Raw genomic sequence first — 24,046 nt, 5'->3', positions numbered from 1 at the left:
GGGGCGCCGCGCCACCACGCGAGGCGCCCCGCCGCGCCGCTCAGTCGGCCGACAGGACCCAGCCCGTCGCTCCGATCCGCCCCGCGTCCCGGGGCCGTTCGGAGTCGAAGACCGTGACGGCCCCGTCGCGCACCCGGAGGGAGCCCACGTACGCGCCGCGCCCCACGTACCGCTGGTCCGTGGTGTACCGCCACCGCAGGTGGAGGCTCTCGCCGCGCCAGGCCGAGAGGTCCGCCTCCAGCCGGTGCCACACCCGCCCCGACCAGCCGCTCACCGAGCCCGTCGGGTGCGGCTGCGGATCCGGGCGGTGGCGGCCGGGGCCCCGGGCCGCGGTGGTGAACGGCACCGGCTGCCACCCCTGCCCCGTCGACACCTCCAGCACCAGGGAGTCGGATCCGGGTTCGGTGTCCCACCACAGCGCGCACTCCAGCCGGGGCCGGGAGGAGCGCGGTCGCAGGGGAGGCAGGGTGAGCGTGGCCGTGGTGGCGCTCGCCATCCCGGAGAACCAGGCCGTGCGCCCGCGTTCCGGAGCGACCGGCACGGCCCGCGCCAGCTGGTTGGCGGTCGCGACCCGCGGGGCGCTGCCGGAGCGCCAACTCCGTACAGGATGAACGGAATTGCCCAGCACGATGAGGAAGGTGTCGGTCGTCGGGTCGAGCACCAGGCTGGTGCCGGTGAACCCGGTGTGCCCCGCGCTGCGCGGGGTGGCCATCGCGCCCATGTACCAGTGCTGGTAGAGCTCGAAGCCGAGGCCGTGCTCGTCGCCCGGGAAATCGGTGTTGAAGTCGGTGAACAGCAGATCGACCGATTCCTCGGACAGGATGCGGGCGCGGCCGTAGATCCCGCCGTTGAGGAGCGTCCGGGCGAGCACCGCGAGGTCCCAGGCGCAGGAGAACACCCCGGCGTGGCCCGCGACCCCGCCCAGGCTGTAGGCGTTCTCGTCGTGCACCTCGCCCCAGACCAGTCCGCGGTCGAGCCCGGACCACGGGGGCCGGGCGTCCTCGGTCGCCGCGATCTTCGGCTTCCAGGAGGCCGGCGGGTTGTAGCGGGTGCGGCGCATCCCCAGCGGGGCGGTGATCTCGTCGCGGAGCAGGGCGTCGAGCGGGCGACCCGTGATCGTCTCCAGGATCAGCTGGAGCGAGATCAGGTTGAGGTCGGAGTAGAGGTAGGCGCTGCCCGGGGCGGTCGTGGGGACCTCTTCCCACAGCATCCGGAGCTTGCCCTCCCGGGTCGGCTCCTTGTACAGCGGGATCCAGGACCGGAACCCCGAGGTGTGGGTGAGCAGGTGACGGACGGTGATGTCCTGTTTGCCGCCGCCCGCGAAGTCCGGGAGGTACGAGGCGACCGTCGCCTCCAGCTCCAGCCTCCCGCGCTCGATCTGCTGGACCGCGAGGAGCGAGGTGAACAGTTTGGAGATCGACGCCAGATCGAAGACGGTGTCGGTGGCCATCGGGATCTGCCGGTCCGCCGGGAACTCCACCCCGGTGTCGGTCTTCTCGTCGTACGCCGCGTAGCGCACCGCCTTGCCGATGGGCCGGTGCAGCGCCACGGTGCCGCCCCGCCCGGCCAGCAGCACGGCGCCCGCGTACCAGGGGTGGGCGGGGGAGTCGGAGAGGTACGCCTCGGCATCCCTGACGAGCTGGTCCAGCGGCCCCCGGAGCAGTCCGGCGCGCGCCGCGCTGCCGTACCGGAGTGTGGGCCGGTGCGCCCCTGATGCCATGCCCGCTCCCGTGCCGGCCGGTCCCTGTGCCACCCCCGCGCCCGGCCCGCCGCGCGGGGCCGCTGCCGCCAGCGGGATCGGCGTCAGCGCGAGTGCGCCGCCCACCGCCAGTATCCCGCCGCCGAGTCTGCGGCGGGGGATGCCGCTCCCGGCGGAGGAGCCTTCGCCGTGCGTGCCCCGGCCGTCCGCCGTCCGCCCGTGGTTCCGCGTGTCCCCGGTCATCCGCAACTCCTTCCCGCGCCCGGCGTCCGACTCGCCGGGCCGCGCCCGTACGTCCGGAGCCGCGCGAAAGTAACTTCCGAGATCTGGTCGAGCAGTGAAAGTTCCTGCCGACGGAGAGATTACTGTCGGCTCCGGGTTTCCGGACGGGTCCGGAGTCGCAAAGAATCTGACGCTGCGTCAGTAGACCTTTTCCGGGCGGCACCGCTGCGGCGTCCTGCCGCCCATGAGAGGGAACCGAGCCCCCCGGCCGCGGGAGGAGCGGACCGGGGAGGGGGGGTGCGGCACGCCCCTCCCCGGAGACCGCCCCAGGGCGTGTTGCGATGAGGAGCGCCGTCCGCCCGGAGGGCGCCGAGCAGGCGGGACTTCCGGAACCCGCCCTACCGCCGCTCGTGCACCCGCACCACCCGCAGCGCGGGCGAGCGGGCGATGTCCTTCTCGCAGAACCGCGACGCCACCCAGCGCTCACCCGCGTACAACCGGGTCTGGTCGCTGTAATGCGGCGACTTCGGGTTCTCCGACTGGGAGTACGTCAGCAGCGTCCGCGCCACCGGGCAGCGGCTGTCGTCCCAGCCGACCGCCTGGATGTAGCTGGAACCCGCCGACACCTCCGTGTAACCGCCGCCCGACGGGTTCCACACCGGCTCGGTCTTGTTCCAGACGCCCAGCGACTCCGTACCGCCGCCGACCGGGAACCGCTCGCCGTCGCGTTCGACGAACTGGTGCTTCCCCAGCGGGGCGTCGAGCGCGATGCCCGCCGCCCGCAGCTCCGCCACCGCGTCCGCCAGCGCCTTGCCGAGCCTCGGCGCGGCGGTGTTCAGGCCGCGCGGGGTGCGTACCGGATCGGCCGGGTCGAACGGCGTCCGCCACAGCTCCGCGGCGGGCGCCGACGACGCCCTGCGCCAGAACCGGTCGAAGAGCAGCGCACCCCGGCTGTCGCTGTCCGTGGACCGGTCCCAGCGCCGCAGCACCCGGCAGGCGTCCGACACGTCCACCGGTGTGCCCTCCGAGCCCACGGCCGTGCCGCCGGGCAGCGCCGCACACCACGCCGCCGCGTCGGAGGCGACCAGGTCACCGGCCGGCGCCCGGTTGGCGAACTGCTGCCGTTGCAGGTCCCGCACCCCGAGGCGGCCCTCCCGCGCCATCGCCGTGACGTCCTCGATCGCGCCGCGCGTCCGCACCGACCGGGGGGTCGCGACGGTGCCGAAGACCCGCTCGTACCCCGTCAGCGGCCGGTCCGCGTTGGTCAGCCAGGCGCTGTCGTTGGAGTTCTCCACATAGGGCAGGTTCCTCAGCACGGGCATCCGGTCCGGCCCGAAGATCCCCGGCTGCACCGCGTTCCGGTCGCTGCCCGGCGCGCAGTCCTTCCGCGAACCGTCCAGCACCGCCAGGCCGGAGGCGGGATACGTCGCCCGGCCGAGCGGCGTCGAGCAGCGCTGCGCCAGCTCGTCGGTGATCCTCGGCAGCACCTGCGACTGGGCGAAGAACGAGTGTCCCGCCCGGTCCGCCGCGATCGTGTTCACCCACGGCAGCCCCTGGTTGCGGCGCAGCGAACGCTCGACGTCCGCCGTGGACCGGGCCTTCGCGAATCCCAGCCCCGTGTCGGCCATCCGCATGTTCACCGCGTTCGGGTCGTTCAGCGCGTACGCCGTGCTCGCCGTCCACGGCAACGGCAGCCCCGCGCCCAGGGAGGTGGTGACGGGGCCGTAGCGCGTCCACCACTGGGTGCGCTTCACGGGGGCGGCGTCCTTCACGGGGACGTTCACGGTCCGCCGCGTCATCCGCTCGGGCTTCCCGTCCACCAGGTAGACGGTGGGGTCGGCCGGATCGAGGGTGAGCTGATGCAGGTTCAGCGTCACACCGGTGGCCACCGTATGGCTCCACGCCACGTCCGCGTTGTGCCCGATCGAGACCGTGGTCGCGCCCAGCAGGGAGGCGCCCGCCACGTTCAGCTCGCCGGGGATCGTCTGGTGCGCCTGCCAGAAGCGCCGCCCGCCCTGCCACGGGTAGTGCGGGTTGCCGAGCAGCAGCCCGCGCCCGTTCACCGTGGTGGAGCCGTCGAAGGCGACCGCGTTGGAGCCCATGTCCGCGTTCCGCGTCGACAGCAGGCGCTTCGCCGCCGCCGCGGCTTCCTCGGGGGTGGCGCCGGCCGCCGGGGGCGCGGCGGACGGCGGCCGCGCGGCGGTGATGCCGTCGATGCCGCGCCCCTGACCGCCGAGCACGGCCAGCGCGTACCCGCGCGCCGCCACGTCCAGCGCCGTCACCGGGCGCACCCAGGACGCGCCCCGGCAGGCCGGATCGGTGATCCGGTTCTGCGCGATCCACGCGTTGTACCCGGCGGCGAACCCCCGCATCGTCTCCTTCACGTCCCGGCTCGGACCGGCGGGAGCGGGGGCCCTGAGCAGCCTCTCCACCGTGCCGCTGTCCCGGACGCCCCGGAAGTACAGGTCGCTGGAGAGGTTCGTCGCCGCCGAGGAGAGCGAGAAGTCCGTGGCGGCGTCCGGCCCGAAGTACCGCGACCGCTCGCCGCGCACGGTGAGGAAGCCGTCCGCCAGGGTGCACACCTGGTCGGCGGCCTGGGCCCAGCCGGTGCCGAAGCCGAGCTGCGCGTAGTCCTTCGCCACGATGTGCGGGATGCCGTACTCCGTGTACCGGATGACGGCGGAGAGACCGCCGCCGGACGGGCGCCGCTCCGCCCCGGTCCCGGACGCGGTGGCCGGCGGCAGCGACGCCGACACGGTGAACAGGGCGAGACCGGCTACCCCGAGCAGTCTCAGACGGTTGCGTAACGTCACGGTGTTCCTCCAGCGGTACGGGTGGCACGGCGGCCGCTCCGGACCGCCCGGACAGCCACGCGCCACTCAGCCAGGGAGCCGCGGCGGCTGTCAACCGTCTGGTCGGTATCCGGCCTCTTGACCCCGCGGGGGCCCGCCGCACAGGATCACGCCATGACAGGTGTACGCAGCAGCACCGTGGACGGCGTCCTCACCCGCAGCGCCCGGCGCACCCCCGCCCGGACCGCCGTACGGTACGCCGACCGGGCCTGGACCTACGGCTCCCTGGAGGCCGCCGTCTCCACGGCCGCAGCCGTCCTCACCGAGGAGCACGGACTGGCTTTCGGCGACCGGGTGGCCGCCTACGCGCACAACTCCGACGCCTACCTGATCGGCTTCCTCGCCTGTGCGCGGGCCGGGCTCGTCCACGTACCGGTCAACCAGAACCTCACCGGCGACGACCTCGCCTACCTCCTCGACCAGTCCGGCTCCGCCCTCGTGCTGACCGACCCGGACCTGGCCGGGCGGCTCCCCGCCGGGCTCCCGGCACGCGCGCTGCGCGACGCCCCCGGCTCACTGCTCGACGCCCTGGAGACCGAGCGGCCCTTCACCCCGAAGCGCCCGCCCGCCTCCGAGGACCTGGTGCAGCTGCTGTACACGTCCGGCACCACCGCGCTCCCCAAGGGGGCGATGATGACGCACGGGGCCCTGGTCCACGAGTACGTCAGCGCGATCACCGCGCTGTCCCTCGCCGCGACCGACCGGCCCGTGCACTCCCTGCCGCTCTACCACTCGGCCCAGATGCACGTGTTCCTGCTGCCGTACCTGGCGGTGGGAGCGGAGAACACCATCCTGGACGCCCCGGACGCCGGCCGGATCTTCGACCTCGTCGAAGCGGGCCTGGCCGACAGTCTGTTCGCCCCGCCCACCGTCTGGATCGGCCTCGCCAACCACCCGGAGTTCGCCACCCGCGACCTCGGCGGTCTGCGCAAGGCGTTCTACGGGGCCTCGATCATGCCCGTACCCGTCCTGGAAAGCCTGCGCGAGCGCCTTCCGCACCTGGCCTTCTACAACTGCTTCGGCCAGAGCGAGATCGGCCCGCTCGCCACCGTGCTCGGCCCCGACGAGCACGAGGGCCGGATGGAGTCCTGCGGCCGCCCGGTCCTCTTCGTCGAGGCGCGGGTCGTCGACGAGAAGGGGGAGGACGCTCCGGACGGAACCCCCGGCGAGGTCGTCTACCGCTCGCCCCAACTGTGCTCCGGCTACTGGGAGAAGCCCGAGGAGACGGCCGCGGCCTTCCGCGGCGGCTGGTTCCACTCCGGCGACCTCGCCGTCCGCGACGCGGAGGGCTTCCTCACCGTCGTCGACCGGGTCAAGGACGTCATCAACTCCGGCGGCGTGCTCGTCGCCTCCCGCCAGGTCGAGGACGCCCTCTACACCCACCCGGCCGTCGCGGAGGCCGCGGTCGTCGGGCTGCCCGACGACCGCTGGATCGAGGCCGTCACCGCCGTCGTCGTCCGGCGCGGCGGGACGAGCGCGGACGAGGACGAACTCATCGCCCACGCCCGCGAGAAGCTCCCCGCCTTCAAGGCGCCCAAGCGCATCGTGTTCGTGGACGCCCTCCCGCGCAACGCCAGCGGGAAGATCCTCAAGCGGCGACTGCGGGACGAGTTGGGCTGAGGCCGGGGCGGGCCGGGGGAGCCCGCCCGGCCGGGCGCCGAGGGCGACCGGGGGCGAGGACCGGCCAGGGGGCGAGGGCCGGCCGGTACGCGCCCGGCGCCGAACCCGTCCTCCTCCGGGCCCCGGGCCGACGCGGAGCGCGCCGGCCGGACCCGCGACGCCCCTATGCGCCACCGGACTCCCGCAGGTCCACGATCCGCCGGATCTTGCCCACCGAGCGCTCCAGCGACTCCGGGTCCACGATCTCGACGCTCACCGACACCCCGATGCCGTCCTTCACCGCCGCCACGATGGAGCGCGCCGCCCTCTCCCGCTCCTCGGGCGTCGCGCCGGCCCGCGCCTCCGCGAACACCGTCAGCGCGTCGAGCCGCCCGTGCCGGGTCAGCCGCAGCTGGAAGTGCGGGGCGACGGCGGGCGTACGGAGCACGATCTCCTCGATCTGGGTGGGGAAGAGGTTGACCCCGCGCAGGATCACCATGTCGTCGCTGCGACCGGTGACCTTCTCCATCCGGCGGAACGTCCGCGCCGTCCCCGGCAGCAGCCGTGTCAGGTCCCGGGTGCGGTAGCGGACCACCGGCATCGCCTCCTTGGTCAGCGAGGTGAAGACCAACTCCCCCTCCTCGCCGTCCGGCAGCACCTCGCCGGTGAACGGGTCCACCACCTCCGGGTAGAAATGGTCCTCCCAGATGTGCAGCCCGTCCTTCGTCTCCACGCACTCCTGAGCCACCCCCGGCCCCATCACCTCCGAGAGCCCGTAGATGTCCACCGCGTCGATGGCGAACCGGTCCTCGATCTCCCGGCGCATCCCCTCGGTCCACGGCTCCGCGCCGAAGATCCCGACCTCCAGGGACGTGGAGCGCGGATCGACCCCCTGCCGTTCGAACTCGTCCAGCAGCGTCAGCATGTAGGACGGCGTGACCATGATGATCTCCGGCCGGAAGTCCTGGATCAGCCGGACCTGGCGCGCGGTCATGCCCCCGGAGGCCGGGATCACCGTGCAGCCGAGCCGCTCCGCCCCGTAGTGCGCGCCCAGCCCTCCGGTGAACAGCCCGTAGCCGTACGCCACATGGACCTTGTGGCCGGGCCGCCCGCCCGCCGCCCGGATCGACCGGGCCACCACGTCGGCCCAGGTGTCCAGGTCCCGTCCGGTGTACCCCACGACCGTCGGACGTCCCGTCGTGCCGCTGGAGGCGTGGATCCTGCGCACCTCGTGCTCCGGTACGGCGAACATGCCGAAGGGGTAGTTGTCCCGCAGATCCGCCTTCACCGTGAACGGGAACCGGGCCAGGTCCGCGAGCGACCGGCAGTCCTCGGGCCGCACCCCCGCCCGGTCGAACGCCGCCCGGTAGAAGGGGACGTTGGCATAGGCGTGGTGCAGCGTGGCCCTCAGCCGGTCCAGTTGCAGGGCCTCCAGCCCGCCCCGGTCCAGCCGTTCCGCCGCGTCCAGCATGGCCGCCATCGAGACCCTTCCTTCCAGCACAGGAGACAGGTGGGGAGACAGGTCGCAGGGAGGCGACCGATCATTCGGTCGATCTTCCCGGGAGCAGTAATTCAGGCGGCCGGGGGTGCTGGCAAGAGGCGCGCGGAGTTCGCGGCCGATCAGCCCGCCGTGAACCCGGCCGCGTGGGTTCACGGGTTGCTGTTTGGATGGGAGCCATGCCGACCTTCGCCGCGTACGACACGACCCCGCTCGCCTACCGCCTGGCGGGGGAGGGGGAGCCGCTGATCTGCCTGCCCGGGGGACCGATGCGGGCGAGCGCGTACCTGGGAGACCTCGGGGGGCTCGCCGCCCGCCGGCAGCTCGTCCTGCTGGACCTGCGCGGCACTGGCGACTCCGGTGTGCCTGCGGATCCCTCGACGTACCGCTGCGACCGCCTCGTCGACGACGTGGAGGCCCTGCGCGAGCATCTCGGCCTCGACCGGATCGACGTGCTGACGCACTCCGCCGGGACGGATCTGGCCCTGCTGTACGCCGCCCGGCACCCGGAACGGCTGCGGACCCTGGCCCTCGTGGCGCCCAGCACCCGGGCGGTGGGCATCGAGGTGACAGATCAGGACCTGCGCGAGGCCGCCCGGCTGCGCAGCGGCGAACCCTGGTACCCCGAGGCCCTGGCCGCCCAGGAAGCGCTGCTCGCGGGAGGGCCCTTCGCCGAGCTGTGGCCCGCCGTCCGGCCCCTCACCTATGGCCGCTGGGACGGGGCGGCCCGCGCCCACGCCGAGGCGTCCGCCGGGCAGACCAACGCCGGGGCGCGCGAGCGCTACGCCGGGGACGGAGCCTTCGACCCCGCCGCCACCGCCGCCGCCCTGCGCGAGGTGGACGTCCCCGTCCTCGTCCTCGCCGGGGAGTACGACGGCCACCCGAACCCGGACCGGGCCGCGGAACTGGCCGCGCTCTTCCCGTGCGCCGAGGTCGCCGTCCAGCGCGGAGCCGGGCACTTCCCCTGGCTGGACGACCCCGGGGCCTTCGCCCGTACGGTGGCGGCGTTCCTCGACCCGGAGATCCGCACGGTCCAGGCGGGCGGGGTCCGGCTGGCGTACCGCGAGTGGGGCGAGGAGGGGGCCCCGCCGGTCGTCCTGCTGCACGGCCGGTCCGGCTCGTCCGCCACCTGGGCCCGGATCGCCCGGAACCTCGCCGCCGACCACCACGTGTACGCCCCCGACTTCCGCGGCCACGGGCTGAGCGACTGGCCCGGCCGCTACTCCTTCGAGACGTTCCGCGACGACCTGCACGCCTTCCTGGAGGCCCGCAGCCTGGCCGGCGCGACCGTCGTCGGACACTCCATGGGCGGAGTCGCCGCCTACCTCCTGGCCCAACGGGAGCCGGGCCTGATCGGGCGGCTGGTCATCGAGGACGCTCCGCCCCTCCTCCCGCTCGACCCGCCCCGGCCGCCCGCCGTCCGGCCCGAGGGCGACCTCGATTTCGACTGGCCCGTCGTCCCCGACACCGACGCCCAGATCAACGACCCCGACCCGGACGTCCTCGGGCGCTTCCCGGAGATCACCGTGCCCACCCTCGTCATCGGGGGCGGCCCCGCCGGCCACATCGACCAGGACCAGCTGGCGCGGATGGTCCGCGCGATCCCGGGCGCGGTTTCGGTCACCATCGACGCGGGGCACCTGGTCCACACGGACCGACCGGAGGAATTCCTCGCGGCGCTAAGGGAGTTCGGCCTCGTGGAACGGGCCGGCGGCGACATGCCCTGACCGAAGGCCGGCCCCGGCGGAGCTCGGCCCCGGTCAGCCCCGGCCCTCTGCGTCGCCACCGCCTTCGCCCACCGGTGGACGGCCTTGCCGCTGGGGTGTCGGGGGCGGTCAGGACGCTCGGCCGCGACGCCCGCGGCGGGCGAGCGCGTACCCGGGAGGCCTCGGAGGGCGGCCCGCGGGAACGGAGCCCCCGGCGGGCCCAGGAGGCGCGGCGGGCCCGCCGCCCGGCGGCCCGGGCCCGGCTCCGCGACGTGAGCCGGGACACGTACCATGGGTGGCATGTCCTTCCTCCGCCGCCGTAGTGCCGCAACACCCGCGGGCCCGGACTTCGACGTCCTGGCCATGGACCCCGGGGACTGGCCCGGCAACCTCGGCGCCGGTCTGCTCCCCGCGCCCGACGGCAGCTGCCAGGGCGTCTTCCTCCGCTACGACCTGTACGGCGGCCGGGGCCCGGCGATGATCATCGGCAACCTCCCGGAAGGCTCACCCGCCCGCGAGACCGAGGAGGGCCAGGTCCCCTTCGAGGTGGCCCAGCTGCTGCTCGCCCTGGAGAACGACGAGCCGATCGAGGTCGTCAGCTCCGAGGACGTCCCCGTCATGCAGGGCGACAACCTGCTGATCGTCCGCCGTATCAAGCTCTCCGAGAGCCGTATCTCCTGCGTGCAGTTCGATCGCAGCGACGGTGTCCTGGTGACCATCGCCAGCTGGGACCGGCCGATCACCGACGACCTGTACACCCTGCTCAAGCCGCTGCCCGCGGAGCTGTTCCAGCAGGGCTGAAACGCCCCTGCGCGAGGCCGTCCGGATCCCTCCGGGCGGCCTTCTTCCCACCCCCGGCGACCCCGCGAGGCCCGCAGCCCGCCCCCGCGGGCGGCCACGGCCCGCCGTGAGGTCGCACGGCGGGCCGTCCTCCGGCCGGCCGCGCCTCCAGGGCCCCTGCGGGGAGGCCCGGGAGGCGCGACGAAGCCCTACGGGGCGGTGCTGCCCGCCAGGGGCGCCATCAGCCGGGCCACCTGAGCCGCCGACGTGCCGAGCCCCGTGGGCCCGCCGAGATGCCACGGCGCACCGTGGACCTGGCGCAGATCCTCCTCACGGTAGCGGCGGCAGCCCCGGTGCCAGATCAAGATGCCCGCCAGCCAGTGCTCCAGCTCCCGCACATAGCCCGCCAGCGTCTCCCGCGCCTCGGCGCCCAGGCCGAAGTCGTCGTACATCACGGGCAGTTCGACCTCGGCGACGTGCCGGAACTGCCGCAGCCGCGAGTTCATCAGGTCGTGCACGATCGCCACGCCCGTCGGATAGTCCACGCCGAAGAAGTTCTGCACGACCAGGACGCCGTTGTGCACCTCGCCCTCGTACTCGATCTCCTTCTGGTACGAGAACAGGTCGTTGAGGAGGCACGCGTAGTCCGCCGCCGCGTTCTCCAGGGACCGCATGGGGCCACTGCGGTAGACCTCGTCCGGCACCCTTCTGCCGTGCCCCAGCCGGCACAGGCTCATCGTCAGGTCCGAACCGAACGTCGCCCGCCGCATCTCCACGTAGTCCACCGGGTCGGGGACGCGGTTCTGCGCCTGGTTCGCCAGCTCCCACAGCCAGCTCGCGGTCATCGTCTCGATCGCGGTGCGGAAGGTGCGCCGCGCCCCCGCGTCCATCGGGCCCGCCGTCCTGCTCCACAGATCGCCCAGACTCCGCTCCAGGGCGTTCACCGGCTCCGGCGTCCCCTCGCCGTCCAGCGGCATGAACAGCGACAGCCGCTCGTTCGCCAGCCGGGCCCCCGCCAGATCCCGGGTCCGCCCGTGCACGACCGGGAACCAGTCGTCCCCGTACGTACCCCAGGCCAGCCACCCGGAGGACAGGTCCAGCTCGTCCGGGGTCGCGTCGGGGTGGATGCCCGCCGCGCACAACGGCAGGTCGATCGCGCGGATCCGGTCCTCGTCCCAGATGTGCGAGCCCGGGACACCCGGCTGGGCCTCCAGGATGCCCATCCGCCGCGCCCAGTCGACGACCCGGACGCGCGCACCCTCCAGATGGGGGCTCAGCGTGGTGGTGAAGGGCAGGTCGAAGTCCGGGAGCAGCGAGGGGCCCACGTGCTGAAAGGGCACGTGGCTGTGGCTGCGGGCCCGCGCGGTCTCCGAGCGGAGGGTGAACCTGAGGGAGGCGGCGGACATGCCGAAGCCGGGCACGGCCTGGCCCGCGCCGCCGCCGTTCATGTAACGGCTGGAGCGCATGTGCCACTCGTGGCCGCCGGACTGCCAGTCCTGGAGCCCCTTGGCGTACGCCAGTACGGCGGCGGTCTGCGCGGCGTCCAGCCCCTTCTCGGCGCAGAGCGGGCCGAGTTCGGTCAGCGCGGTGTTCTCGAACTGCTGGAGGCGTGAGGTCAGCAGGTCGTTGACGGCCTCCGCGGCCTCCTGCGTGGAACAGCCGAGGAACTTCTCCAGCACCAGCACGCCGTTGCTGTTCTCCCCCTCGTCCTCCACCTCCCGTTGGTAGGAGAAGAGGTCGTTGCGCAGGTGCACCGCGTCGGAGAAGGCGTCCCGCAGCACCCGCAACGGCCGGGACGCGGCTACCGGCTCCGGCACCTCGGCGTTCGCCGCGTACTCCACCAGACCCGCGGACCAGGGCGCGCCGCCCACCTTGCGGCGCATCTCGATGTACTCGACGGGGTTGGCGATACGGCCCTCGTGGATGTTGGACAGCTCCCACAAGGACTCGTTGAGGAGGTTCTCCGTGGATTCCGCGAACCGGGCCCGCCAGCCGTCCGTCATCGCGGGAACCGTCCGGGCCCACAGGTCGGCGAGACCCGCCTCGACGGGGTTCTCCGGCTCGGGCGTCGCCGCCCCGCGCTCCATCGGCATGAAGGCGGGCAGCCGGTCCAGGTACCGCTTGCCGCCCTCCCGGTCGGGGGTGCGCTTGAACAGTTCCAGGAAGTGGTCGTCGAAGAAGAAGACCCACACGTACCAGTCGGTGACCAGGCTGAGCGCCTCGGCCGAGCAGTCGGGGTGGGTGTAGGCGCACAGGAGGGCGTAGTCGTGAGCCTCCAGGTCCTCCTCCTCCCAGATGCCGGACCCCTCCAGCATCCCCATGGAGCGCGCCCACTCCCGGGTGTGCGTGCGCGCCGTCTCCACATGAGGGTTGAGCCTGGCCGGATACGGGACGTAGAAGTCCGGCAGTGAGAAGGGCTGTGCCATGTGCGTCAGGCCTTTCCAGAAGCCTCCGCGCGGGGAACACGCGGACCGGTGGTGTCCGCGCAGCACTACCCCTCGGCCATACGGAGCACGCACGACGGTGATTAGTCACATCATCATGGGATCGCGTGTGCGTGCTCGGAAGGCGGTCGTGCGGGGGCCTGCCGCAGGCGGCCCCGGGGTGACTCAGTAGGCGGAGTCGACGTTGTCGATCGAGCCGTACCGGTCGGCGGCGTAGTTCGCGGCGGCCGTGATGTTGGCGACCGGGTCGGTGAGCTTCTTCGGGGTGCCCTTGACGTGGTAGGCGTCGAAGGTGGGCTGGATCACCTGGAGGAGGCCCTTGGAGGGGATGCCGTTGCGCGCGTTGATGTCCCAGTCGTTGACGGCGTTCGGGTTGCCGCTGGACTCGCGCATGATGTTGCGGTGCAACCCCTCGTAGGTGCCGGGGATGTTCTTCTTCTTCATGATGTCGAGCGACTCGCGGATCCAGCCGTCGAGGTTGTCCGCGAACTTCTTCGGCGTGATGGCCTTGCGCTCCGTGGAGCGGTTGGCGGCCTGCTTCTCGGAACGCGCCTGCTCGGCGGCGTTGCGGGCGGCGGCCTTCTTCGCGGCGGCGTCCTTCGCGGCCTTCTGCTCCGCGGCCTTCTCGGCCGCGTCCTTCGCCGTGGGGATGCCCGCCGCGGCGACCGGCTCCACGGAGACGGAGGACCGGACCGCGGAGGTCTGCGCTTCACTCGGACCGCCGGTGGCGGCTATGGCGGTGACGGAACCGGCCGCGACGAGCACGGCGGTGGCGATCTTGTGCGAGCGGGTGATGCGCAGGGTGGAGATGCGGGGCATGCGTGAGCTCTTCCTATGGGGGACGGGCTTGGCGGCCTTCGCGCCGCGTCGGCCGCAACCGGGTCGTGCGGGCCGCGTCCGCCGGTGGGCGATCGACGGCGGCTCGTACTCGGTGCCTGCCGGGATCCATGGTTAGCGGGCAGGGGCATAGGAAGCAATGACCGCCTTTACTACTCTTCATCGTGTTATGTCCAATTTATGGGCCAAAAGGGCGGTTCTTTACGCTGGTCGAGGGCCTTCGCGCCCACTACCCGCGGTCGTAGGTGACGTGGGTCTCGTGGCGGGCCTCACCCGGGGGGCGCTCCATGACGGCGCACGGTCAGCGCTCCGTCACGGAACGCACGACAGCGCGCCGCGGGATCCGGTGTGTCGGCACCGGCCCCGCAGCGCGCTGCGTCTTCACAGTGGTCTGGTCACTGCGGTCTTCGGGGGACGGGCCCCGGACCCGTCCCGTTCTTCCCGTCCCGCCCCGGCGCTCCCGCCGCCTCGTCTCAGCGGGTGCCGACGGCTGCCCGTACCGCCCGCCGTGCCATCGCGCAGTCGTCGTGGAGCCTGCGCAGCAGCAGTCGCTGCTCCTCGCCGGAGGAGAGCGCGCCGGGACGTTCGGATCCGGCGCCCGCCGAGGGGGCCTCGCGCATGGTGCGCTGGACCGCCGTCTCGTAATGACGGATCTCGCGGGTCAGCACCAGCATCAGGTTCACCAGGAACGCGTCCCGCGCCGCCGGTCCCCTGGACTGGGCGAGCTGGCTGATCTGGCGCCGGGCCGCCGGGGCGTCGCCCAGCACCGCCCACAGGGTCGCCAGGTCGTAGCCGGGGAGATACCAGCCGGCGTGCTCCCAGTCCACGAGCACGGGACCGGTCGGTGACAGCAGGATGTTGGAGAGCAGGGCGTCCCCGTGGCAGAACTGCCCCATGCCCTGCCGGCCGCTCGCGTGGGCCAGGCCGTGCAGCAGCTTCTGGAGGTCGTCGAAGTCACGGTCGGTGAACAGGCCCAGCTCGTGGTAGCGCGCGATCCGCGAGGCGTAGTCGAGCGGCGCCTCGAACACGCCGGGCGGCGGCCGCCAGGCGTTCACCCGGCTGATCGCGCCCAGCGCGGCACGGATGTCGGCCCTCGGCGGCGCCTCCGCCGGATGCCGGGTGAGGGCGGCGACCCGGCCGGGCATCCGCTCGATCACCAGCGTGCAGTTCTCCGGGTCCGCCGCGATCAGCCGGGGCGCCCGCACCGGGGGGCGGTGCCGGACGAACGCGCGGTACGCCGCTATTTCGTGCCGGAACCGCTCGGCCCACGCCGGCGAGTGGTCCAGTAAACACTTCGCCACGGCGGTGGCCCGCCCGGTCGTCCCCACGATCAGGACCGAGCGGCCGCTGCGGCGCAGCACCTGGACCGGGTTGAACTCGGGGCAGACGCGCTGCACGGAGGCGATCGCCATCCGCACCTGCGCACCCTGGGGCCCGGACAGGTCGATCCTTCCGCTGAGCGGTCCGGCGCCCGGCCCCGCGGCCCGTCGGGCCCGGCCCGGACCCTGCGCCGGTGCGCCGGCGTGAGGAGCGAGATAGGGCCCGCCGCTCCCGCCCATGGGGCGGAGCGGACGGGGCGGGGCGGACACGGAGGACGATGCTGTGTACATGGGCGATACAGATCCCTTCGCGCGCCGACAAGGTACGTGCGCCAACCCGGCCGACGGCCGGTCGGCACCCTGGGGAGTACCGAGGGCTGCCGGGCGGGGTGGCGCACTCCTACCTGACAACGGGTCACGGGTGGCAGACCATCTGGCGGACCCTGGCGAACCCTGGCGAATAGTCACGGCGCGTCTGACCAGGGGTTAGTGTCAAGTCAGCCGAGAACCTGGGGGCTTGACGTGACCGGAGAACCCAACACCCGCCTTTCTGACCTGTTCGGCCTGGCCGGCTGGTCCAAGGGCGAACTCGCGAGAATGGTGAACCGGCAGGCGGCGGCCATGGGCCACCCGCAGCTGGCCACCGACACCTCGCGCGTCAGGCGCTGGATCGACATGGGGGAGTCCCCCCGTGATCCCGTGCCCGCGGTGCTGGCGGCTCTGTTCACCGAGCGGCTCGGCCGTGTCGTGACCATCGAGGACCTCGGGTTCGGCCGACGCGGGCGTGCGGGGAAACGGCGTGACTCCGGGACGGAGAACGATCCCGATCAACTGCCGTGGGCGCCCGAGCGGACGGCAGCGGTCCTCACCGAATTCACGGGAATGGACCTCATGCTCAACCGACGCGGCTTGGTGAGTGCGGGCGCCGCGCTCACCGCCGGATCAACCATCGCCGGCCCCCTGTACGACTGGCTGCGCAACGCACCCGCTCCAGCGGCCGACGCTCCACGCGCCAACACTCCGGCGCACGCCGATCCCGCCGGTTTCGGCCGGTACGAGGCGGCGCCGGTCGGCTCCGAGGAGATCGAGGCCCTGGAGCACTCGGTCAAGGTGTTCCGCGCCTGGGACGCCTCCCGGGGCGGAGGACTCCAGCGCAAGGCGGTCGTGGGCCAGCTCAACGAGGTGGGCGGCATGCTCGCCTACCGCCACCCCGACCACCTCCAGCGCCGCCTGTGGGGCGTGGCCGCCAACCTCGCCGTCCTGGCGGGTTGGATGTCCCACGACGTGGGCCTGGAGCCCACCGCTCAGAAGTACTTCGTGATCGCCGCCCACGCGGCGCGCGAGGGCGGCGACCGGCCGCGCGCCGGAGAGGCGCTGTCCCGCGCGGCACGCCAGATGGTGCACCTGGGCCGGCCGGACGACGCGCTCGACCTGATGAAGCTCGCCACATCCGGCTCCGGCGACGAGACGCTGCCCCGGACGCAGGCGATGCTGCGCACCATCGAGGCATGGGCGCAGGCGTCGATGGGCCGCGGGCAGGCCATGCGGCGCACCCTGGGCGAGGCCGAGGAGCTGTTCACCTCGGACAAGGGCGACGTGCCCGCGCCCAGTTGGATGCAGATGTTCGACGAGGCCGATCTGCACGGCATGCAGGCGCTGGCCTTTCGCACCCTGGCCGAGCACGACCCCGGCGCCGCGGTCGTCGCCCAGCGCCACGCCAAGCAGGCGCTGGAACTGCGGGCCACCGACCGCCAGCGGTCGAAGATCTTCGACTACATCTCACTGGCCTCGGCGTGCTTCATCGCCGACGACCCCGAGCAGGCGGACCGGTACGCCCGGCTCGCGCTGGTGTCGATGGGGGAGACCTCCTCGCACCGCACCTGGGACCGGCTCCGCGAGATGTACCGCCTCACCGGCCGGTTCGCCGGACACACGGGCGTCCAGGCCCTGCGCGAGCAGATCGAGCACTCGCTGCCGCCGAGCCGGAAGAAGGCCGGGGGCGCCGAGATCTGATCCGGCGCCGCGCCGGTCCGCGTCCCCTCACACCCTGTCGCTGCCGAGCTCCTTCATGACCCCGCGCGGGCGACCAGCACGCACGCGTCGTCCAGGCGCCCGGCCCCGCCGAACACCTCGACGACGCTCCGGACGCACTCCTGTGCCGTACGGGCCCGGTCGAACCGGGAGGCGAGGGCGAGCAGCGCCTCCGGGCCCGCACCCCGGGCGCCGCGCCGTGCCAGGCCGTCGGTGTGCAGGACGAGCACGTCACCGGGGAACAACCGCACCTCGGCCTGCCCGTACGCGGCGGAGGGCGAGGCGCCGAGCAGCACACCGTCCGGCGGCGGCAGGACCCGTCCCGAACCGTGCCGGAAGAGCAGCGGCGCGGGGTCTCCGGCCTGCGCCCAGGAGAGAAGGGAGGTCCCGGCGTCGAAGCGACAGCACAGGGCGCTGCCCAGGACGGGCCGGACCGCCGTCTCCAGCACCTGGTTCAGGTGCCCCATCAGCGTGCCCGGTCCGACGCCGGCGACCGCCATACCGCGCAGAGCTCCCAGCACCATCGCCGTCGCCGAGGCGGCGGGGGCGCCGTGCCCGGTGAGGCCGCCGACGGTGAGGAGGGTGCGTCCGTCCGGGAGGTCCATCGCGTCGTACCAGTCGCCGCCGACGTGCCCGCTCGACTCGGAGGGGAGGTGGTGCGCGGCGATGTCCAGGGCGCTTCGGCCCTGCCGGGGGAGGAGCGGTGATCCGCGCCAGAGGGGAAGGACCGTTTCCCGGAGTTCCACCGCCATGCGGTGCTCGGTGCGCTCGGCGTGCTCCGCGTGCCGCACCGGGGGCCCGTCGCCGTCCACGGCCCGCCCCCTGCCCCGCAGCTCGCTGACGTCCCGCAGCACCGCCCACATCGAAGCGGTGCAGCCGTCGGCGTCGAGGACCGGCTCGCCCGTCATGTGCAGGGTGCGGGTGCGTCCGTCGGGGCGCACGATGCGGAACTCGCCGTCCATCGGCCGGCCGTCCACCAGGCAGCCGGTGACCATGGACGTCAGCAGCGGCTGGTCCTCGGGCAGCAGCACGGACGGCAGGTCGTCGAGCGAGAGGGGCGTGGACCCGGGGGGCCTGCCGAAGATCTCGTACAGCTCGTTTGACCAGGTGCACTCGTCGGTCAGGAGGTTCCACTCGGCGCTGCCCGCCCGGCTCGGCAGGGAACCGGCGCCCGGCGCGTCCGGGGCCGCCTCGGTCTCGGGCCGCGGGCCCTCGGCACCCCCCCGGGGCAGACCTGCCCTCAGCCGCTCCAGGTTCTCGTCGAGGTGGTCCAGGTGGCGCACGGCCAGCTCGCACAGGGCGCGCTGCCGGCGCCGCTGCGGATCGTCCTCGTCGAGGAGGACGGCGTCGTGCCGCACAGCGTCCACGTCCTCGCGCAGCCGGCGCGTCCGCCGGATCAGGGCGTCGACGGCGTCATGCGCGAGAAGCCGCGGGGCGGGGCGGTCCGCGAAGAGGGGGGACGGCATCTCGTACTCCGATACAGGCGCGGATGGGGGCCTGTCGTCGAACTGCCGCCTGCCGGGCGGGGACGGCAGTGTGACGACAGGCCCCAGCCGGTTCCGTCAGGTGGGCCGGTACCGACTGTGGCACAGCCCGCGACGGACCGTAAGAGATTTGGCGAGACTCGGAGCGATGTTGCTTTTGGCATATGCCAGAGGCTGGACGCGAAAGAATCCATCCGAACAGGCTTACGTTTAAAGGGAGTTGAGTGGCCGGCTGGAGGGGCGTGCGGGGCGGGAATGTGAGGCGCGATGGGCGCGTTACCTCACCAGAACGAAAACGAATCCCATTCCCATCAAGAGGGACGGGTCGTACGAGACATCGGGAGGCGCTCATGGCGCGCAGTGAGATCAGGCCCGTCGTCACTCTCCGGTCCACCGCCGGAACGGGCCGGAGCTACGCGACACGCAAGAACCGCCGCAACAACCCCGACCGGCTGGAGCTGCGCAAGTTCGACTCCGCCGCCGGGCGGCACGTCCTGTTCCGCGAGGTCCGCTGACCGCGCGGAAGATCCCTGCCCCTCGGTGTGCCACCGCCGGTCCGTCGGCCCGCGGTGAGGAAGGAACGCATCCATGAAGCCCCGCATCCACCCCGTCTCCCGCCCCGTGGTCTTCCGCGACCGCGCGGCCGGCGCCGCCTTCCTGACCCGCTCGACCGCCGACTCCGGCGAGCGTGTGATCTGGGAGGACGGCGACAGTTATCCCGTCATCGACGTGGAGACCTCTTCCGCGAGCCATCCGTTCTACACCGGTGGCCGACAGGTGCTCGACGCGGCGGGCCGCGTCGAGCGGTTCCACCGCCGCTACGGCGCGAGCGGGAAGCTCGGCGCCTGAGCGGACGAGTCCTGACCGGCGGAGAGAGCCGGAACGCGCGTGCCGTGGATCACGTCGGCCGGGTGTCCGGGAACACTCCCGGATGGTTTATCGTTCATCTATACGTGGGTGTGAGGGGGACGGTGTCCCCGGGTCTCACCTGTAGCCCAGGGGGAGGACCGCACCGCCGAAGCCCCCTGGAGCCCCCGCCGAGAGGCGGCTGGCCTTCGCACCCGTACACAAGCCGCCCCGGCTGGATTCCCCCGATCCGGCCGGGGCTTCCCCGTTCCCCTCCGGGCCGACCGCACGGCGGCGCGTCGGGAGGCCGCCGTGCGCCTGGGGGCCGGAGGCTCACACGGTCTCGTTCAGATCCTTGGCGTACAGCTCGATCGCCCGCCGGTACCGCTGGACGCCGGGGTCCTGACTGGTCGTCGCCGCCAGCTCCAGCAGCAGCCGCATCGCCTCGTGGTGCTCGCCCGTGTTGAACAGGGCCATTGCCAGGAACGTCCGCAGCGCCCCGTCGTCCGGAAACTCCTCGACGCCCCGACGCAGCGTCTCCACCGCCTGCCCGTACCGGCCGAGGACCCGGTACGTACTGCCCAGCCCCACCAGCGCCCCGCGCCGATCCTCCGCCGCGAGGCCCGGACCGCCCAGGGCCCGCTCGTAGTAGGGGACCGCCTCCGATTCCAGGCCCAGCGCGTCATGGATCCACGCCGTCCGGTAGGCCACCTCCACGTCGTCCGGGTACGTGGCGGTCAGAGCGAGCAGCCGCTCGCGCGCCTCCTCGGGCCGGCCGTCCTCGCGCAACCGGTCGGTCGCCTCCAACAGATCCCTCTTCGTGGCGGTACTCGTGTTCTCGTCCGTGCTCATGCGCATATCCTCGCAGGCGGGGGCGGACAACCGGACGAGTTTTCCGCTCCAAGGGCCGACCGGGGTGTGTTCCGGCCGGGCGGGGGCATCCGTCGGCCATGACAGCAGAGGCGAACCCCCCTGTACGCCGGGGGACATGGGTGCGGGTACTGGTACGCGGAGCCGTCCTGGTGGTGGCGCTGCTGGGAATGGTGGCGTTCTCCGTCCTGCTGGCCAAGGTGACGCTCACACCGTCGCCGGCCTCCGAGGACCTGGTCACCTCGAATCTCCGCCCCGGCCGTTCGCTGCGTCAGTACGCGGAGGACTACACCTTCCTCGCCGCGTGCAAACAGGCGGGCGGAAACCTGCTGCTGGGCGTCCCGTTCGGGCTCCTGCTGCCGTTCTTCGTGCCGCGCCGCCTGCGGATGATCCGCACCACGCTGCTGACGGCCGTCGTCATGGCCGTCGTCGAACTGATCCAGGGGGCCCTGGTCGCGGGGCGCGCCTTCGACATCGACGACGTCATCCTGAACACCGCGGGCGCGCTGCTCGGATACTTCCTCCTGGGCCGCCGGATCAGCCACCGCTACTACGTCTACACGGAGGACACGGTTGCTCCCGACACGTCGGGGGAGCCGGTGGCCGAGGCGGAGCGTCCCGCCGGCGCGGGGCCCGGGCGGGGGGCCGTCGCGAAGCCCGGCGCGGGACCGGATACCCGGCCGGCAGCCGCCCGTACCGGAACCGGACTGCGGGCACGGTTGAAGCCGGCGCCCACGGCCTCGGCGCGGGGCACGGGGATGAAGCGTCTCCTCCCCGGCCGGGGAGCCGACGGCCCGGACGGCGACGGGCGGCAGGCCCCCGCCCCGAGGAGCGCCCGCACGCTGCTCGACCGCTTCCGCCGACGCTGAGGCGGCTCCTGGGAGCGGCGGCCTTCGTCCGGCGGCCGGTCACCCCGGTCCTCGGCCGGAGGCCCCGGCCGCTGTTCGGGGCGACGGCGGCCCTCCTTTCTCCGCCGCCGCGGAGAAACGCCGGCCCAACCGGGCGAAGGCGTCCCTGAGCTCGTCCGGCCGGACGACCTCGATGGCCACGTCGAACCTGCCGAGCTCCGCGGCCAGCCCTGCCCACGACCAGGCGCCCAGAACCACCCGGCAGCGCCCCGCGCCGTACTCCTCGACGATCCCGTCGCGGACGTGGCCCGCCACCTCGCGGGCCGGGGCGTCGAGGACCACCTCGCCCTGGCAGGGCCACGCGCCGGGCTCCTCGGAGCCCTGGAAGCGGGCGGCGACGAAGGCCGCCACGTCGCCCCCGGGCGCCTCGCGCGGCGGGAAGCGGGGGCCGGTGGGGGTACGCGGATCGATCCGGTCCGCGCGAAAAGTCCGCCAGTCCTCGCGCTCCAGATCCCAGGCGACGAGATACCAGCGCCCGCCCCAGGTCACCAGATGGTGCGGCTCCACCCGCCGCACCGGGGCCGCGGCCCCGGCGGCCCCGTCGGCCGACGGGGCGTACGCGGGGGAGTAGCCGAAACGCAGCACCTCGCCCGCGTGCACCGCCGAGCTGAGGGCGAGCAGAACGCGGGGGTCGGCCTGCGGCCGGGGCGGACCGCCGGTGCGCTCCACGGCGGTGACCCGCAGGGCGTCGACCCGGTGGCGGAGCCGGGCAGGCATCACCTGCCGGACGGTGGTGAGCGCGCGGGCCGCGCCCTCCCCGATCCCCGCCCCCGTCGTGGCGGCGGTCCCCAGGGCGACCGCGAGGGCCACGGCCTGGTCGTCGTCGAACAGCAGGGGCGGCAGGCTGGCGCCCGCGTCCAGCCGGTAGCCGCCCTCGGGCCCCTTGAACGCCAAGATCGGATAGCCCAGCTCCCGCAGCCGGTCCACATCGCGCCGCACCGTGCGCGGGCTCACCTCCAGCCGTTCGGCCAGCAGCCGACCCGGCCAGTCCCGGCGCGCCTGGAGCAGGGAGAGCAGCGCCAGCAGTCGCGCGGAGGTCTTCGGCATGAGGCCAGTATGAGGCGGAGAAGAGGCCACACCCTGGCCTCTTCCCTTGCGAAGGTGGAGCCGTACCGCACGACGAGAACCACCGGAAGGACCCCGATGACCACGACCCCGCCCGCGGCCGCTCCCGCCCCCGACACCGAGCGAAGCGACCTGCTCGCCGCCCTCGCCGCCGCACGGGCCGCGCTCGTCCGCTCGGTCGAAGGGATCGACGACGGGCAGGCCGGTGAGACCCCGACGGCCAGCGCCCTGTGCCTGGGCGGCCTCCTCAAGCACGTCACGGCCGTGGAGGAGAACTGGCTGAACTTCATCACCGAGGGCCCCTCCGCGATGGACTACACCCTGCCCGAAGGCGTCACCTGGGACGACCTCATGGCCGGCACCGCCCGCGCGTTCCCGCAGTGGGCGATCGACCGGGAGAAGGAGTTCCGGATGCAGCCGGGCGAGACGGCGGCCGGGCTCCTCCAGGCGTACGAAGAGACCGCCGCCCGCACCGAGAAGGCCGTCCTCGCCGTGCCCGACCTCTCGGCGGCCCACCCGCTCCCCGAGGCGCCCTGGCACGAGCCCGGCGGCGAGTGGAGCGTACGGCGGGTACTGGCCCACGTCATCACCGAGACCGCCCAGCACGCCGGGCACGCCGACATCCTGCGCGAGACGCTCGACGGGCGGCGGGCGACCTGAGCAGGGGACAGCGGGCGAGCGGAGAGGAGACGACGCGGTGACCGTTCTCGGCGACCGGGCGCTCAACCGCGCCACCCTCGCCCGGCAACTGCTGCTCGACCGGGCCCGCCTGCCGGCCGGGGAGGCGGTGGCCCACCTGTGCGGCCTTCAGGCGCAGGAGCCGCAGGAGCCCTTCCTCGGGCTGTGGTCCCGGCTGGCCGCCTTCGAACCGGCTGCCCTCTCCGGGCTGTTGACCTCCCGGAGTGTGGTGCGCACCCATCTGATGCGCCGCACGGTCCACCTCGTCACCGCCGAGGACGCGCTCGCCTGGCGGTCCCGCCACGACGCGATGCTGCGCCAGCGCGTACTCGGGGTCTACCGGGACGAACTGAAGGGCATAGACCTCGACGGACTCGCTTCCGACGCAAGGGAGTTGACGGCGGACGGAGAGCCCCGTACGGCGGCCGAGATCGTCCGGGCGCTCGCCGGGCGATGGCCGGGTCCGGGGCCCCGCCCCCTGGGCGAGATGGTGGTCGCCGCCCTCGTCCCGATGGCACAGGCCCCGCCCCGGGGCCTGTGGCGGACGAAGGGCGGCGTGCGCAACGTCGCCCTCTCCTCCTGGCTCGGCCGTCCGGTCGACCCGCCCGCCTCCGACGGTTCCGATCCGGTCGGCCGGGCACTGGTCCGGCGCTACCTGGCCGCCTACGGGCCCGCCGCCACGGCCGACCTGCGCGCGTGGTCCGGTCTGGCCGGGCTGCCCGGTGCGGTGGCCGCGGTCCGCGACGAACTGGTCCGCTTCCGCGACGAGCGGGGCCGTGAACTGCTCGACCTGCCGGACGCGCCGCGCCCTGATCCGGACACCCCCGTCCCGGTGCGTTTTCTGCCGGCCTTCGACAACGCCATCCTCGGCTACCGGGACCGCGCGCGGATCGTCGACGACGAGCACCGCGGCCTCTCGGTCGCCGGTGAACGCGTGGTGCTGGTCGACGGCCGGGTGTCCGCCACCTGGCGGGTGTCCGAGGGTGCGGTGACGGTGGAGCCGCTGCGCCCCCTCTCCCGGGCCGACCGCGCCGCCGTCGCCGAGGAGGGGAGGGGGATGGCGTCTTTTCTCTCCGACGGCGAGAGCGACCGCGTACGGGTGGAGTCCTCGCCGCGCTGAGCACACCGGCCGCCGAAAGCCCCGTACCGGTACCGGTACGGGGCCGGGCGTCTGCCGGGCCGTACCGGAAGAGGACCATTTCGTAAGG

Annotated in this window: 18 protein-coding genes; 9 read left to right on the top strand and 9 right to left on the bottom strand. The window is 73.4% G+C overall.

Annotation, left to right across the window (positions count from 1 at the left end; translation table 11 throughout):
* Window positions 1–40: 40 nt before the first annotated feature.
* Together AMK24_RS24050 and AMK24_RS24045 are read right to left on the bottom strand one after the other, a co-directional pair.
* Window positions 41–1,942, bottom strand: coding sequence for a serine hydrolase domain-containing protein (locus tag AMK24_RS24050; RefSeq protein WP_079190616.1), 1,902 nt, complete (start codon window positions 1,940–1,942; stop codon window positions 41–43).
* 377 nt (window positions 1,943–2,319) lie between these two features.
* Window positions 2,320–4,734, bottom strand: a complete 2,415-nt coding sequence (locus AMK24_RS24045) for an acylase (protein ID WP_073770931.1) — start codon at window positions 4,732–4,734, stop codon at window positions 2,320–2,322.
* A 153-nt stretch (window positions 4,735–4,887) separates the two neighbouring features.
* Here AMK24_RS24045 and AMK24_RS24040 point away from each other — a divergent pair, with 153 nt between their 5' ends.
* Complete coding sequence (locus AMK24_RS24040) at window positions 4,888–6,393, top strand: acyl-CoA synthetase (protein ID WP_073770930.1); 1,506 nt, start codon at window positions 4,888–4,890, stop codon at window positions 6,391–6,393.
* 163 nt (window positions 6,394–6,556) lie between these two features.
* On the opposite strand, the gene paaK is transcribed toward AMK24_RS24040, so the two are convergent.
* Window positions 6,557–7,852, bottom strand: coding sequence for a phenylacetate--CoA ligase PaaK (paaK, locus tag AMK24_RS24035; protein WP_073770929.1), 1,296 nt, complete (start codon window positions 7,850–7,852; stop codon window positions 6,557–6,559).
* 197 nt (window positions 7,853–8,049) lie between these two features.
* On the opposite strand from paaK, the gene AMK24_RS24030 reads away from it, so the two are divergent.
* Window positions 8,050–9,597: an alpha/beta fold hydrolase gene (locus tag AMK24_RS24030; protein WP_073770928.1), complete on the top strand. Its 1,548-nt coding sequence runs from the start codon at window positions 8,050–8,052 to the stop codon at window positions 9,595–9,597.
* 279 nt (window positions 9,598–9,876) lie between these two features.
* A complete protein-coding gene (locus tag AMK24_RS24025) occupies window positions 9,877–10,377 on the top strand; it encodes a hypothetical protein (RefSeq protein WP_073770927.1) in 501 nt (166 codons plus the stop codon).
* A 188-nt stretch (window positions 10,378–10,565) separates the two neighbouring features.
* Here the strand turns inward: AMK24_RS24025 and AMK24_RS24020 are convergent, their stop codons facing one another.
* The 3 genes from AMK24_RS24020 to AMK24_RS24010 all read right to left on the bottom strand — a co-directional run bounded on the left by AMK24_RS24020 (window position 10,566) and on the right by AMK24_RS24010 (window position 15,247).
* Complete coding sequence (locus tag AMK24_RS24020) at window positions 10,566–12,782, bottom strand: terpene synthase family protein (RefSeq protein WP_073770926.1); 2,217 nt, start codon at window positions 12,780–12,782, stop codon at window positions 10,566–10,568.
* Between the two features lie 183 nt (window positions 12,783–12,965).
* Window positions 12,966–13,619 carry a transglycosylase SLT domain-containing protein gene (locus AMK24_RS24015; RefSeq protein ID WP_073770925.1) on the bottom strand — a complete coding sequence of 218 codons (654 nt, stop codon included), beginning with the start codon at window positions 13,617–13,619 and terminating at the stop codon, window positions 12,966–12,968.
* Between the two features lie 491 nt (window positions 13,620–14,110).
* Window positions 14,111–15,247: an aminoglycoside phosphotransferase family protein gene (locus tag AMK24_RS24010; RefSeq protein WP_073770924.1), complete on the bottom strand. Its 1,137-nt coding sequence runs from the start codon at window positions 15,245–15,247 to the stop codon at window positions 14,111–14,113.
* Window positions 15,248–15,478: 231 nt separating this feature from the next.
* On the opposite strand from AMK24_RS24010, the gene AMK24_RS24005 reads away from it, so the two are divergent.
* Window positions 15,479–16,969: a DNA-binding protein NsdB gene (locus AMK24_RS24005; RefSeq protein WP_073770923.1), complete on the top strand. Its 1,491-nt coding sequence runs from the start codon at window positions 15,479–15,481 to the stop codon at window positions 16,967–16,969.
* Window positions 16,970–17,022: 53 nt separating this feature from the next.
* Here AMK24_RS24005 and AMK24_RS24000 read toward each other — a convergent pair whose 3' ends face one another.
* On the bottom strand, window positions 17,023–18,453 hold the full coding sequence (locus tag AMK24_RS24000) for a PP2C family protein-serine/threonine phosphatase (protein ID WP_073770922.1): 1,431 nt from the start codon (window positions 18,451–18,453) through the stop codon (window positions 17,023–17,025).
* Window positions 18,454–18,821: 368 nt separating this feature from the next.
* Between AMK24_RS24000 and rpmG the strand changes: the two genes are divergently transcribed.
* Together rpmG and AMK24_RS23990 are read left to right on the top strand one after the other, a co-directional pair.
* Window positions 18,822–18,986: a 50S ribosomal protein L33 gene (gene rpmG / locus AMK24_RS23995; RefSeq protein ID WP_073770921.1), complete on the top strand. Its 165-nt coding sequence runs from the start codon at window positions 18,822–18,824 to the stop codon at window positions 18,984–18,986.
* A 73-nt stretch (window positions 18,987–19,059) separates the two neighbouring features.
* Window positions 19,060–19,320, top strand: a complete 261-nt coding sequence (locus tag AMK24_RS23990) for a type B 50S ribosomal protein L31 (RefSeq protein ID WP_073770920.1) — start codon at window positions 19,060–19,062, stop codon at window positions 19,318–19,320.
* A 330-nt stretch (window positions 19,321–19,650) separates the two neighbouring features.
* Here the strand turns inward: AMK24_RS23990 and AMK24_RS23985 are convergent, their stop codons facing one another.
* Complete coding sequence (locus tag AMK24_RS23985) at window positions 19,651–20,169, bottom strand: tetratricopeptide repeat protein (protein WP_073770919.1); 519 nt, start codon at window positions 20,167–20,169, stop codon at window positions 19,651–19,653.
* Window positions 20,170–20,267: 98 nt separating this feature from the next.
* Here AMK24_RS23985 and AMK24_RS23980 point away from each other — a divergent pair, with 98 nt between their 5' ends.
* On the top strand, window positions 20,268–21,056 hold the full coding sequence (locus tag AMK24_RS23980) for a VanZ family protein (protein WP_073770918.1): 789 nt from the start codon (window positions 20,268–20,270) through the stop codon (window positions 21,054–21,056).
* Between the two features lie 39 nt (window positions 21,057–21,095).
* Here the strand turns inward: AMK24_RS23980 and AMK24_RS23975 are convergent, their stop codons facing one another.
* Window positions 21,096–22,142 carry a helix-turn-helix transcriptional regulator gene (locus AMK24_RS23975; protein ID WP_073770917.1) on the bottom strand — a complete coding sequence of 349 codons (1,047 nt, stop codon included), beginning with the start codon at window positions 22,140–22,142 and terminating at the stop codon, window positions 21,096–21,098.
* A gap of 96 nt (window positions 22,143–22,238) precedes the next feature.
* On the opposite strand from AMK24_RS23975, the gene AMK24_RS23970 reads away from it, so the two are divergent.
* Both AMK24_RS23970 and AMK24_RS23965 read left to right on the top strand, forming a co-directional pair.
* Window positions 22,239–22,820: a DinB family protein gene (locus tag AMK24_RS23970; RefSeq protein WP_073770916.1), complete on the top strand. Its 582-nt coding sequence runs from the start codon at window positions 22,239–22,241 to the stop codon at window positions 22,818–22,820.
* A 37-nt stretch (window positions 22,821–22,857) separates the two neighbouring features.
* Window positions 22,858–23,958, top strand: coding sequence for a winged helix DNA-binding domain-containing protein (locus AMK24_RS23965; RefSeq protein ID WP_073770915.1), 1,101 nt, complete (start codon window positions 22,858–22,860; stop codon window positions 23,956–23,958).
* Window positions 23,959–24,046 lie beyond the last annotated feature (88 nt).

This window comes from Streptomyces sp. CB02366 (assembly GCF_001905905.1).
In the GTDB taxonomy this organism is placed as follows: Bacteria; Actinomycetota; Actinomycetes; order Streptomycetales; family Streptomycetaceae; genus Streptomyces.
This window is presented reverse-complemented; position numbering and strand designations above follow the sequence as displayed.

Coding starts and splice junctions, on each gene's coding strand:
- AMK24_RS24030 (WP_073770928.1), top strand. CDS start 8,050: ATGCCGACCTTCGCCGCGTACGACACGACCCCGCTCGCCTACCGCCTG.
- AMK24_RS23990 (WP_073770920.1), top strand. CDS start 19,060: ATGAAGCCCCGCATCCACCCCGTCTCCCGCCCCGTGGTCTTCCGCGAC.
- AMK24_RS24050 (WP_079190616.1), bottom strand. CDS start 1,942: ATGACCGGGGACACGCGGAACCACGGGCGGACGGCGGACGGCCGGGGC.
- AMK24_RS23980 (WP_073770918.1), top strand. CDS start 20,268: ATGACAGCAGAGGCGAACCCCCCTGTACGCCGGGGGACATGGGTGCGG.
- paaK (WP_073770929.1), bottom strand. CDS start 7,852: ATGGCGGCCATGCTGGACGCGGCGGAACGGCTGGACCGGGGCGGGCTG.
- rpmG (WP_073770921.1), top strand. CDS start 18,822: ATGGCGCGCAGTGAGATCAGGCCCGTCGTCACTCTCCGGTCCACCGCC.
- AMK24_RS24040 (WP_073770930.1), top strand. CDS start 4,888: ATGACAGGTGTACGCAGCAGCACCGTGGACGGCGTCCTCACCCGCAGC.
- AMK24_RS23975 (WP_073770917.1), bottom strand. CDS start 22,142: ATGCCGAAGACCTCCGCGCGACTGCTGGCGCTGCTCTCCCTGCTCCAG.
- AMK24_RS24000 (WP_073770922.1), bottom strand. CDS start 18,453: ATGCCGTCCCCCCTCTTCGCGGACCGCCCCGCCCCGCGGCTTCTCGCG.
- AMK24_RS24010 (WP_073770924.1), bottom strand. CDS start 15,247: ATGTACACAGCATCGTCCTCCGTGTCCGCCCCGCCCCGTCCGCTCCGC.
- AMK24_RS23985 (WP_073770919.1), bottom strand. CDS start 20,169: ATGAGCACGGACGAGAACACGAGTACCGCCACGAAGAGGGATCTGTTG.
- AMK24_RS23970 (WP_073770916.1), top strand. CDS start 22,239: ATGACCACGACCCCGCCCGCGGCCGCTCCCGCCCCCGACACCGAGCGA.
- AMK24_RS24020 (WP_073770926.1), bottom strand. CDS start 12,782: ATGGCACAGCCCTTCTCACTGCCGGACTTCTACGTCCCGTATCCGGCC.
- AMK24_RS24025 (WP_073770927.1), top strand. CDS start 9,877: ATGTCCTTCCTCCGCCGCCGTAGTGCCGCAACACCCGCGGGCCCGGAC.
- AMK24_RS24015 (WP_073770925.1), bottom strand. CDS start 13,619: ATGCCCCGCATCTCCACCCTGCGCATCACCCGCTCGCACAAGATCGCC.